The sequence below is a fragment of the Xanthomonas sp. 60 genome, assembly GCF_011761925.1.
In genome coordinates this window covers 405,956-417,855 of record NZ_JAASQW010000002.1, presented here as the reverse complement: position 1 = coordinate 417,855, position 11,900 = coordinate 405,956, and the positions used below count along the sequence as shown (strand labels likewise).

Here is an 11,900-nt window from a genome sequence, read left to right as displayed (position 1 = left end):
CCCTCCATCCCGCCTTGGCGTCATGACCGATCTTCCGCCCCAGACTCCCCTCGAAACCCTGCTGCAGACGGCGATGGCCGGGACCCTGCCGATCGGCGCGTTCATGCAGGCCTTCGTGGCGTCCGACGTGCTGGTACTCACCGGCAGCCTGGTCACCCCCGATGGCAGTGGCTTCGATCCGCTTCTGTTCGACAAACAGGGCACGCTGCACGTGGCGGTGTTCACCCATGCCGCGCGGATCGGTCCGCATGCCCAGCAGGCACCGCACCAGATCCGCTGGCTGATGCGCGACGTGCTCCGGCGCGTGCCGGGCGGCTATGGCGTGGTGATCAATCCGGGTACCTCGCTGGGCTTCGAGATTTCACCGGGCGGCGTTGGCGAGATCCTCAAGGACTTCGGCGGATGAGCGTCCCGCTGTTCCACCCTGTGTCCGGCGGTGCTTGAAGCTGCCGGCCTCAACGGGCTGGGGAATCCCCTCGCGACGAGTCGCGCACCACCAGCCTGACCGGGATGCTCAGGCCTTCGGCGGGTTCTCCGGCCACCAGGGCCAGCAGCTTCTCCACCAGCAGCAGTCCGGCCTGCTTGGTGTCCTGGGCCACGGTGGTCAGCGGCGGCGACACCGAAGCGGCCAGCGGGATGTCGTCGAAGCCGGTCACCCGCACGTCCTGCGGCACGCGCAGGCCGCTTTCGCGCAGCGCGCGCAGGGCCCCGATGGCGATGAGATCACTTGCCGCGCACACCGCGTCGAACGGCCGTCCGCGCGTCTGCAGGATCTCGCACGCCGTCTGGCCGGACTCCTCGGTGGTGATGGCGTCCACCTGCAGCAGCGGGTCCGGCGAAAGGCCCTGCGCGCGCAGTGCGGCCACGTGTCCACGGTAGCGTTCCTGGAACTCCGGATAGTGACTGGAGGCGTGGCCGAGGAAGGCGATCCGCACGCAGCCCTGGTCCAGCAGGTGGCGGGTGATGTCGAAGCCGCCCTGGTAGTTGTCGCTGCCGATGGACACGCCGGGCTGGTCGGGCAGGGCCGCACCCCAGCGAACGAAGTGGGTGCCCTGGGCGACCAGCCGGTGCAGCCGCTCCACTGACTCGTGATAGTCGCCATAGCCCAGCAGGATGATGCCGTCGGCCTTGTTGCTGTCTTCGAAATCCGTGTGCCAGTCGTTGGACAGCTGCTGGAACGAGACCAGCAGGTCACGGCCGTGCAGGGCGCAGGCGCGCGTGATCGAGCCCAGCATGGAATGGAAGAACGGATTGATGAGCGAATCGTCGGTGGTGGGGTCTTCGAAGAACAGCAGCGCGAGCGTGCCCGCATTGCGCAGACGCAGGCTGGAGGCGTTCTTGTCGACCTTGTAGTTGAGCTCGCGGGCGATGCGCAGGATGCGTTCGCGGGTCTCCGCATTGACCATGGGGCTGCCGCGCAGGGCACGCGACACCGTGGGCTGTGACACCCCCGCCAGGTGGGCGATGTCCAGGGAGGTGGCCTTACCTTTGATGGTCATGAACGCGGTGCCGGGGTGCCGGCCTGCATGATGCCATGGGTGGTCAACGGACGCGGGGAGGCATCCGCACCTGGACCGGGTGTCCGCGCCGCACGGCGTAGTGGAGCAGTATCCGGATGGGGGGATTCCGGCCGTCGGGACCCCTTTTTCCGGCGCGGTCCGCAGGCGCGGCGGTGATAACATGGGGCGGTCTGTACCCCCTTTTTTCACTGGGGCGGTCCTGCGCCGGTGCCGCGAGGCCCGCCTGGAGCGTCCCCGGACAACGGAAGAACACTCCTATGGCGCGTGGCATCAACAAAGTCATCCTGGTCGGCAACCTCGGCAACGATCCGGACGTGAAGTACACCCAGGGCGGGATGGCGATCACCCGCATCAGCCTGGCCACCACCAGCGTGCGCAAGGACAAGGATGGCAACCAGCAGGAGCGCACCGAATGGCACCGCGTGGTGTTCTTCGGCAAGCTCGGTGAGATCGCCGGCGAATATCTGCGCAAGGGCAGCTCGGTCTACGTGGAAGGCAGCCTGCGCTATGACAAGTACACCGGCCAGGATGGCGTGGAGAAGTACTCCACCGACATCATCGCCGATGAAATGCAGATGCTGGGTGGCCGTGGTGAAGGCGGCGGCGGCGGCGGCGGCGGCGGAAACTACGGCGGTGACCGTCCGCAGCGCCAGCAGGCGCCGCGACAGGAGTACGGCGGCGGCGGTGGGCAGCGCCAGGGCGGGCAGGGGGGCGGCTACGGCCAGCAGCGTCCGCAGCAGCAGCCCCAGCAGTCGGCCCCGCCGATGGACGACTTCGCGGACGACGATATTCCGTTCTGATCCCCGCCTCCACGCCCATCCCCCAACGACCCCGGTATGCCTCGCGCTGTCGGGGTTTTTCTTTGGCCGCGCAACCCTCGCCGACCCGGATCCCGCTGCCTTGGATCCACGCAAGCCCCTGTTTTACTTAACCATTCACCCGTGGCCGCTTGCAGTATCAATCAAGACTAAAGATTGCCCGCCCTGAGCCGATCATGTGATGCACGGCACACTTTCATGTTTTCTAAACATCTGCGGCCTCAGGGGACCAGGGAATGAACAGAGTATTCAAGGTGGTATGGAGCAAGGCCGTAGGCCAGTGGGTGGTGACCTCCGAATTCGGTGTGGCCGCGGGTGGCCGCACCCGCCGCACGGTCAACCGGCTGACTAGCGGGCCGCTGGCGGCCCTGAGCCTGATGACGGCGTTGGCGCTGTACGGCCCCTCGGCCATGGCCGCGGTGAACATCAACAACATCGGCTTTGAAACTGGCACCCTGAGTGGCTGGACGTACTCCAAGACCGGTACCCAGGGCTCGACCAGCTATGGCAGCACCGGCGTTGGCGCCTCGGTGGTCACCGGCATGACCGATTTCGAAGCCGACGACGGCACCCACAGCTGGACGGTGACGCCCTTCGGCAACAACATGGCCTCGCTGCAGGCCGGCTCCGGTTCGGACTCCTTCGCCACGGGTGCCGCGGCGCTGGGCCTGAGTGCTGCGAGCAGCTCGCTGGTGGCGAGCACGATGGCCGGCTCGCCGACCAACGCTTCGTGGCTGTACCAGGACCTGACGCTCGCTGCTGGTGACTATTTCAGCATGGCCTGGCAGTACGTCTCAACCGACTACGAGCCGTACAACGATGCTTCGCTGACCTCGCTGGTCAACCTCGGTGATGCCTCTGTGTTCGCAACGGTCAACAACCAGAACGCGCAGTACGCGCTGCTGGGTGCGACCAACAAGGGCACGGGCAGCTACTCCACGGGGAGTTATGGTGCGACCGGCTGGCAGGTGGCCACCTATCAGGTGAGCACGGCCGGCACGTACCGCCTGGGCTTCATGTCATTGAATCTGCAGGACACCATGCTCAGCCCCGTCCTGTTCATTGACCAGGCGCCTGGCCTGACCTTCGACAACGGCGTGCCCTTCGGCCCCGTCGCGCCCAATCCGGGCAGCGGTGCGCCGACCACGCCCACGACCCCGACGACCCCGCCCGGTCCGGTCGTCATCGATGGCCCGAAGGGCACCGATGAGCTGGGCACTGCAGACGAAGCCTCCTTCGAAGGTGGCACGCTGGTGGTCGACAAGGACACCAGTGTCGATCAGGATTTCAAGATCGATGACAAGCCCGGCACCATCGACCAGAACGGCCACGACTCGACCTTCACCGGCAAGATCGACGATGCCGGCACCGGCATCCCGGGTTCGCTGATCGTCAAGAACAGCGGCAATGGCGGTTCGGTCACGCTGACCAACACCAACGGCTATACCGGCACCACGCAGGTGGACAAGGACGCCACCCTGGCCCTGTCGGGTAACGGCTCGATCGACACGTCGAAGAAGGTGGTGATCGACGGGACGCTGGACGTGACCCAGGCCGGCCCTGAGGTCAACATCACCTCGCTGGGCGGCAAGGGCGAGGTGGCGCTGGGCAGCAACACGCTGTCCCTCACCGATGCCAACGATGAGTTCGAAGGCACCATCGGCGGGCAGGGCGCCGTGGCCATCAAGGGCGGCACGCAGGTGCTCTCGGGCAAGAATACCTACGCCGGGGGCACCTCGGTCAGCAACAACGCCGTGCTGCAGGTGAGCAGCGATGAAAACCTGGGCGACGCTGCAGGCAAGCTCACGCTTGATGGCGGTACCCTGCACACCACCGGTGATGTGGTCAGCGATCGCGATGTGGTCCTGGCGGGCAACGGCACCTTCAACACCGACACCAACACCACGCTGACCAACAGCGGCGATGTGTCGGGTAATGGCGGCCTGATCAAGAACGGCGAAGGCGGCCTGGCGCTGACCGGTACGGTCAGCCACAGCGGTGGCACCACGGTGAATGAGGGTGAGCTGACCCTGTCGGGCCAGAACACCTACACCGGGGGCACCACGCTCAACGGCGGCGTGCTCAACGTGAGCAGCGATGGCAACCTCGGTAATGCGGCGGGCAACCTGACCTTCAATGGCGGCGAGCTGCACACCACCGGCGACGTCAACAGTGATCGTGACGTGGTCCTCGCAGGCAATGGCACCTTCAACACCGACACCAACACCACGCTGACCAACAACGGCGATGTGTCCGGCACCGGCGGCCTGATCAAGAACGGCGAAGGCGGCCTGGCTCTGACCGGTACGGTCAGCCACAGCGGTGGCACCACGGTGAATGAGGGCGAGCTGACCCTGTCGGGCCAGAACACCTACACCGGCGGCACCACCCTCAACGGTGGCGTGCTCAACGTGAGCAGCGACGGCAATCTCGGTGATGCGGCAGGTGGCCTGACCTTCAACGGCGGCGAGCTGCACACCACCGGTGATGTGGTCAGCGATCGCGACGTCACACTGGCAGGCAATGGCACCTTCAACACCGACACCAACACCACGCTGACCAACAGCGGCGATGTGTCGGGTAGTGGCGGCCTGATCAAGAACGGCGAGGGCGGCCTGGTGCTGACCGGTACGGTCAGCCACAGCGGTGGCACCACCGTCAACGAAGGCGAGCTGACCCTGTCGGGCCAGAACACCTACACCGGTGGCACCACCCTCAACGGTGGCGTGCTCAACGTGAGCAGCGATGGCAACCTCGGTGATGCGGCAGGTGGCCTGACCTTCAACGGCGGCGAGCTGCACACCACCGGTGATGTGGTCAGCGATCGCGACGTCACACTGGCAGGCAATGGCACCTTCAACACCGATACCAACACCACGCTGACCAACAGCGGTGACGTGTCGGGCACCGGTGGCCTGATCAAGAACGGCGAAGGCGGCCTGGCGCTGACCGGTACGGTCAGCCACAGCGGTGGCACCACGGTGAATGAGGGCGAGCTGACCCTGTCGGGCCAGAATACCTACACCGGTGGCACCACGCTCAACGGTGGCGTGCTCAATGTCAGCAGCGATGGCAACCTCGGTAATGCGGCGGGCAACCTGACCTTCAATGGCGGCGAGCTGCACACCACCGGCGACGTTAAAAGTGATCGTGACGTGGTCCTCGCAGGCAACGGCACCTTCAACACCGACACCAACACCACGCTGACCAACAGCGGTGACGTGTCGGGTAATGGCGGCCTGATCAAGAACGGCGAAGGCGGCCTGGCACTGACCGGTACGGTCAGCCACAGCGGCGGCACCACGGTGAATGAGGGCGAGCTGACTCTGTCGGGCCAGAACACCTACACCGGTGGCACCACGCTCAACGGCGGCGTGCTCAACGTGAGCAGCGACGGCAACCTCGGTGATGCCGCAGGTGGCCTGACCTTCAATGGCGGTACCCTGCACACCACCGGCGACGTCAGCAGTGATCGTGACGTGGTCCTCGCAGGCAACGGCACCTTCAACACCGATACCAACACCACGCTGACCAACAGCGGCGATGTGTCCGGCAATGGCGGTCTGATCAAGAATGGCGAAGGCGGCCTGGCGCTGACCGGTACGGTCAGCCACAGCGGTGGCACCACCGTCAACGAAGGCGAGCTGACCCTGTCGGGCCAGAACACCTACACCGGTGGCACCACCCTCAACGGTGGCGTGCTCAACGTGAGCAGCGATGGCAACCTCGGTGATGCCGCAGGTGGCCTGACCTTCAACGGCGGTACCCTGCACACCACCGGCGACGTCAGCAGTGATCGTGACGTGGTCCTAGCGGGCAACGGCACCTTCAACACCGACACCAACACCACGCTGACCAACAGCGGCGATGTGTCCGGCACCGGCGGCCTGATCAAGAACGGCGAGGGCGGCCTGGCGCTGACCGGTACGGTCAGCCACAGCGGTGGCACCACGGTGAATGAGGGCGAGCTGACCCTGTCGGGCCAGAACACCTACACCGGTGGCACCACGCTCAACGGCGGCGTGCTCAATGTCAGCAGCGATGGCAACCTCGGTGATGCCGCGGGCGGCCTGACCTTCAATGGCGGCGAGCTGCACACCACCGGTGATGTGGTCAGCGATCGCGACGTCACACTGGCAGGCAATGGCACCTTCAACACCGACACCAACACCACGCTGACCAACAGCGGCGATGTGTCCGGCACCGGCGGCCTGATCAAGAACGGCGAGGGCGGCCTGGCACTGACCGGTACGGTCAGCCACAGCGGCGGCACCACGGTGAATGAGGGTGAGCTGACCCTGTCGGGCCAGAACACCTACACCGGTGGCACCACCCTCAACGGTGGCGTGCTCAACGTGAGCAGCGATGGCAACCTCGGTGATGCGGCAGGTGGCCTGACCTTCAATGGCGGCGTGCTGCACACCACCGGCGACGTCAAAAGTGATCGTGACGTGGTCCTCGCAGGCAACGGCACCTTCAACACCGATACCAACACCACGCTGACGAACAGCGGTGACGTGTCGGGTAATGGTGGCCTGATCAAGAACGGCGAAGGCGGCCTGGCACTGACCGGTACGGTCAGCCACAGCGGTGGCACCACGGTGAATGAGGGTGAGCTGACCCTGTCGGGCCAGAACACCTACACCGGCGGCACCACGCTCAATGGTGGCGTGCTCAATGTCAGCAGCGATGGCAACCTCGGTGATGCGGCGGGCGGCCTGACCTTTAACGGCGGCGAGCTGCACACCACCGGCGACGTCAACAGCGATCGCGACGTCACACTGGCGGGTAACGGCACCTTCAACACCGACACCAGCACCACGCTGACCAACAGCGGCGATGTGTCCGGCACCGGCGGCCTGATCAAGAACGGCGAGGGCGGCCTGGCACTGACCGGTACGGTCAGCCACAGCGGTGGCACCACGGTGAATGAGGGTGAGCTGACCCTGTCGGGCCAGAATACCTACACCGGTGGCACCACCCTCAACGGTGGCGTGCTCAATGTCAGCAGCGACGGCAACCTCGGTGATGCCGCAGGTGGCCTGACCTTCAACGGCGGCGTGCTGCAGACGTCTTCTTCGATGATCACCGGGCGGTCGATGGTGCTGGATGGCGTGGGCGCGCTGCGCAGCGGCGAAGGCAGCACCCTGACCGTCAACGGTCCGATCAGCGGCGGCGGCACCCTGGTGGCCGATGGCCGGGGCACGCTGGTACTTGGCGCGGCGAACAGCCACGCGGGCGGCACGGTGATCAGTGGCGGCACGGTGGTGCTGGCGCATGCCGGCGGCCTGGGTTCTGGTGCCGTGGCGATCAACGATGCGACCCTGCGCACGACGGTCGACACCCGGCTATCGCAGCCGCTGCTGGTCATGGGCGAGGCCACGCTGGACGTGGCTTCGGGCACCACGACGCAGCTGACCGGCCTGCTGGATGGCTCGCGCAGTACCGGCTGCTTCATCAAGAGCGGTGCGGGTCGCCTGAACATGGCGGGCACCGCGGTCCTGGCCAATGGCACCTGCGTCAACGAAGGCACCCTCAGTGCCAACGGCGTGCTGCTGAGCAACGTGCAGGTTGAACGTGCCGGCACGGTGCGCGGCACGGGCGCCATCGCCGGCAACATGCGCGTCGATGGCACGCTCGCCCCGGGCAACTCGCCGGGTACGCTGGCGGTGACGGGTACGGTCACTTTGACCGACGCGGCCACGCTGCAGATCGATATCGACGGCTATGGCACCGGCGCCGGAGCGGGCAATTACTCGCGCCTGCTGGTGTCCGGCGCGGCCGGACGGTTCGTGGCCAACGGCACCCTGCAGCCCCTGCTGCGCGGCATCAGCGGCAATGCCAGCAACACCTTCACTCCGAAGGTGGGCGACATGTTCCGCATCGTCAGTGGCGAGGGCGGCGTCACCGGAACCTTCGACAGGCTGCTGCAGCCGACCGAGGGCCTGGCCGCCAGCACGCGTTTCCAGGTGTACTACACCACCGGTTTCGACATCGACCTGTACGTGACACCGACGGCCTACAGCGCCGACCTGGTGGGCAAGGTCAACGGTAACGGCCTGGCCACGGCGGCTGCACTGGATACGCTGGTGGACGCCAGCGACGCCGGCACTGCGACCGCCGATCAGACCGATCTGCTGCGCACGGTGTGGCAGCAGGATGCGGTGACACTGCCGGTGCTGGTCACCGCCCTGACCGGCGAGAACCACGCCAAGCTGGCCGCGCTCGCCCAGTCCAACGCCACCGCACTGGCCGACGATGTGACCGGTCGGCTGGGCCAGGGCGTGCTGGTGGATGCCTCCAGCACGCGGATCGAACAGCTGCTGTGGGCCAACATCGGCTACGGGGATGTGTCGGTGGACGCCGATGCCAGCGCCGACCGCTTCGATGCCCGCCAGCGTCGCGCCAGCGCCGGTATCGACGTGTACCGCTCCTCGACTGTGGCGTGGGGTGCCGGCCTGGGCCGCACGACCTCGGAGCTGGAGCGCAGTCCGCTGGACAACACCCTCGACAGCAACGCGTTCTTTGCCTACGGCGCTGCCCGGGCGGGTGCGGTGGTGCTGGACGGCATGCTGTCCTACTCGGCCGATCGCTGGGAAAGCCAGCGTCCGGACATCCTGAGCGCCGATGGCGTGCTGGCCGGCAAGGCGTCGGGTACCACGCGCATGGCCAGCGTTGGTGTCAGCCTGCCGTTCACGGCGGCAGGCCTGAGCTGGCAGCCGTCGCTGCGCGGTAACTGGCAGAAGGTGGAGCGCAATGCCTACCGCGAAGGTGGCGACTCCCTGGCTGCGCTGGACGTTGCACGTCTGCAGGCCGAAGGCAGCCGCGCCACGCTCGGCCTGTCGGTCGGCTCGCTGGTGGACAACCCGCTGGCGGCGCGTGCGACCTGGCAGTTCGGCCTGCAGGCGGGCCTCAACCACGGCCAGGTGCGCCAGGCCACGGTGACCACCGCACTGGCGGGCCAGCGCGTGGACCTGTCCGCCGCCGAGGCGGGCAAGGCCTTCGGCCGGGCCCAGCTGCAGGGCACCGTGCGACTGGGGGCCTCGAGCTACCTGTACGGTGGCATCAGCACCGAGCAGGGGTCGGGCGTGGAAAACAACAGCGTCAACGCGGGTATCCGCATCGCGCTGTGATGCCGGGGCAGCGGGAGGGCGTCGCCTTCCCGCTGCGGTATGCACCTCAAGCCGCGCAGTCCACCGGGGTGCGCGGCTTTTTCATGTCCGCACGGCGCAGCTCACGTCAGATCGTGCAGATCTTTCAGCGACGCCGGCCCCAGCGTCCAGTCCGAGAAGCTCACCCGCAATCCGCCGCGCTCCGGGCTGCACGCCATCGGGCCGGCCCAGTAATGCGATGCTGCGGGCAGGGGACACAGCCGCACCAGGGGCCACTGCCGGCCATCGCGGGAAACCTGCAGGCGCAGCACCGCATTGGACACGGTGGCGCGCATCCAGAAGTCCGCCGGATCATCGCCGTAGGGTGCGGTGGCCCAGTCCGAGCCCCCATCGGTGCGCACACTGCTGAGCATTGCGTGGCCATCATTCACTTCGATACCGGCCTTGACCCAGCGCTGGGCATCCACGCGCACCATCAGGCCCGCCTGGTCGTACAGGGCTTCGTATGTGCCACGAATGCGCAGCTGGCAGGTGAATGCGGAGGGGGTGCGGATGCCCAGGAAATGACCGCTGTCGCGGGTGAAGCCGTAGTGCGTTTCGCGCCAGAAGTCCGTGTTGGCGCCGGTCACCAGATGCAGTGCACCGCTGCCATCGAACGCGTGCTCGGCCGGGGTGTTGAGCCACTGGCCCTGCTCGAGCCCGTCGCCGCGGTCCCCGGCGGCGGGTGTGCGTGGGTTGCCTGCGCCCATTTCAATCTCCATTGCCACCTCGTTGCTCCAGGATGCGTGCCGGTATTTCAGCATGGCCACGCTCCGCAGGGGGCATGCGGCGTGCATCATGGGCGCACCTGAAAGCGAAGTGACGGTGCTCCGATGACGAACCAGGCGTTGCAGGCCCGCCGCGCAGCGTTCCGTGCGCTGCACGAACGCGGATGTTTCGTGCTGCCCAATCCGTGGGATGTGGGCAGCGCGGTTGCGTTGGCCGGGTTGGGATTCAAAGCGCTGGCCACGACCAGCGCGGGGCACGCGTGGTCCTGCGGCCACGCCGATGGCGCGATGAGCCGCGATCAGGTGCTCGCGCACCTGCGCATGCTCGCCGGGGCTACCGATCTGCCTTTGAACGCGGATTTCGAAGACGGCTTCGGCGTGGACCCGGACGCCGTGCACGAGAGCGTGCGCATGGCCCTGGACACCGGGCTGGCCGGGCTGTCCATCGAAGATGCCAGCGGTGATCCCCGGCAGCCGCTGCGTACGCTCGACGATGCCGTGGCACGCCTGCGCGCGGCACGCGCGGCCATCGATCGCCATGCGCCGGATGTGATGCTGGTGGCGCGTGCGGAGAACTTCTTTGTTGGTTGTCCTGATCTGGACGACACCGTGACGCGGCTGCGGGCATATGCCGATGCGGGTGCCGATGTGCTGTATGCGCCCGGCATCCGCACGCCCGACCAGGTCCGCGCGGTGTTGGCCGCCGCCAATGGCCTGCCCGTCAACCTGCTGCTGGGCGCTTCCGGCTCGATGTCTTTCAGCGAAGCCGCGGCGTTGGGCGTGCGGCGGATCAGCCTTGGCGGTTCCCTTGCGCGCAGTGCCTGGGCCGGGTTCCTGGATGCCTCTAGGGCGATCATCGAGCAGGGTGCCTTCGATGCCGTCGCCACGGCACCCACGGGCGCGCAGCTAAATGCGATGTTCGCACACCGCACCGACGACGAGTCGACCCTTGTTCCCCAGCAGGACGACCGTCCATGACCGTGCACTGTTCCGGGACCCACCTCACCGCGATCTTCACCGGCCGCGCGGTGCCCTACACGCGGCCGGGCAGCCTCAGTGCCATCGCGAAATCCCCCGTACCTGGGCCCGTGTGCGTGCACGCCGAAGGCATCGAGGGCGACGAGCAGGGTGACCGGCGCGTGCATGGCGGGCCGGACAAGGCCATCCACCACTATCCGTTCGAACACTATGGATTCTGGCGCGGGCTCCACGCGCATCCGCTCCTTGAGACGGCGGGCGCGTTCGGTGAAAACTTCTCCAGCACCGGCTGGACGGAGGCGGACATCCATCTGGCCGACGTCATCCGCGTAGGCACGGCCACCCTGCAGGTGTCGCAGGGGCGGCAGCCCTGCTGGAAACTCAACGACCGCTTCGGCCATCCGGAGATCGCACGGGCCATGCAGTCCAGCGGGCGCACGGGCTGGTACTACCGTGTGCTGGAGCCGGGCACGGTGCGGGCCGGTGACACGATGGCCGTCATCGAGCGTCCATGTGCCGAGTGGCCCCTGAGCCGCCTGATGAGCGTGCTGTTCGATCGTGCGCTGCGCGCCGAGGTGCTGCGCGAGGCGAGCCTCCTGCCGCTGCCCCCGTCATGGAAGAACCTGCTGCAGCGGCGGCTGGAGAAAGGCGAGGTGGAGTCGTGGCAGTCGCGACTGCAGGGGCCGTCCAGCGCGCCCTGAACAT

7 protein-coding genes are annotated in these 11,900 nt (G+C 66.9%); 5 read left to right on the top strand and 2 right to left on the bottom strand.

Annotated elements, in window-relative coordinates; all coding sequences use genetic code 11:
* Positions 1-22: 22 nt before the first annotated feature.
* The gene (locus FHY09_RS05735; protein ID WP_166925044.1) at positions 23-406 is read left to right on the top strand and encodes an SseB family protein; all 384 of its coding nucleotides are present in this window, start codon (positions 23-25) and stop codon (positions 404-406) included.
* A gap of 49 nt (positions 407-455) precedes the next feature.
* Here the strand turns inward: FHY09_RS05735 and FHY09_RS05730 are convergent, their stop codons facing one another.
* Positions 456-1,499 carry a LacI family DNA-binding transcriptional regulator gene (locus FHY09_RS05730; protein WP_166925042.1) on the bottom strand — a complete coding sequence of 348 codons (1,044 nt, stop codon included), beginning with the start codon at positions 1,497-1,499 and terminating at the stop codon, positions 456-458.
* Between the two features lie 278 nt (positions 1,500-1,777).
* Here FHY09_RS05730 and FHY09_RS05725 point away from each other — a divergent pair, with 278 nt between their 5' ends.
* Positions 1,778-2,320, top strand: a complete 543-nt coding sequence (locus tag FHY09_RS05725) for a single-stranded DNA-binding protein (protein ID WP_166925040.1) — start codon at positions 1,778-1,780, stop codon at positions 2,318-2,320.
* 254 nt (positions 2,321-2,574) lie between these two features.
* Entirely contained in the window at positions 2,575-9,471 is a 6,897-nt protein-coding gene (locus FHY09_RS05720) for an autotransporter-associated beta strand repeat-containing protein (protein WP_166925038.1), read from the top strand.
* Between the two features lie 101 nt (positions 9,472-9,572).
* Here FHY09_RS05720 and FHY09_RS05715 read toward each other — a convergent pair whose 3' ends face one another.
* Positions 9,573-10,199, bottom strand: a complete 627-nt coding sequence (locus FHY09_RS05715; RefSeq protein ID WP_456362723.1) for a DUF1349 domain-containing protein — start codon at positions 10,197-10,199, stop codon at positions 9,573-9,575.
* A gap of 123 nt (positions 10,200-10,322) precedes the next feature.
* Here FHY09_RS05715 and FHY09_RS05710 point away from each other — a divergent pair, with 123 nt between their 5' ends.
* Complete coding sequence (locus FHY09_RS05710; RefSeq protein WP_166925036.1) at positions 10,323-11,195, top strand: isocitrate lyase/PEP mutase family protein; 873 nt, start codon at positions 10,323-10,325, stop codon at positions 11,193-11,195.
* Positions 11,192-11,896: an MOSC domain-containing protein gene (locus tag FHY09_RS05705; RefSeq protein WP_166925034.1), complete on the top strand. Its 705-nt coding sequence runs from the start codon at positions 11,192-11,194 to the stop codon at positions 11,894-11,896. Before FHY09_RS05710 ends, FHY09_RS05705 begins: the two co-directional genes overlap by 4 nt.
* Positions 11,897-11,900: the final 4 nt, after the last annotated feature.

What these genes read in the sequence shown, in the direction of transcription:
- FHY09_RS05735 (WP_166925044.1), top strand. Translation starts at nt 23, where the DNA reads ATGACCGATCTTCCGCCCCAGACTCCCCTCGAAACCCTGCTGCAGACG.
- FHY09_RS05730 (WP_166925042.1), bottom strand. Translation starts at nt 1,499, where the DNA reads ATGACCATCAAAGGTAAGGCCACCTCCCTGGACATCGCCCACCTGGCG.
- FHY09_RS05725 (WP_166925040.1), top strand. Translation starts at nt 1,778, where the DNA reads ATGGCGCGTGGCATCAACAAAGTCATCCTGGTCGGCAACCTCGGCAAC.
- FHY09_RS05720 (WP_166925038.1), top strand. Translation starts at nt 2,575, where the DNA reads ATGAACAGAGTATTCAAGGTGGTATGGAGCAAGGCCGTAGGCCAGTGG.
- FHY09_RS05715 (WP_456362723.1), bottom strand. Translation starts at nt 10,199, where the DNA reads ATGGGCGCAGGCAACCCACGCACACCCGCCGCCGGGGACCGCGGCGAC.
- FHY09_RS05710 (WP_166925036.1), top strand. Translation starts at nt 10,323, where the DNA reads ATGACGAACCAGGCGTTGCAGGCCCGCCGCGCAGCGTTCCGTGCGCTG.
- FHY09_RS05705 (WP_166925034.1), top strand. Translation starts at nt 11,192, where the DNA reads ATGACCGTGCACTGTTCCGGGACCCACCTCACCGCGATCTTCACCGGC.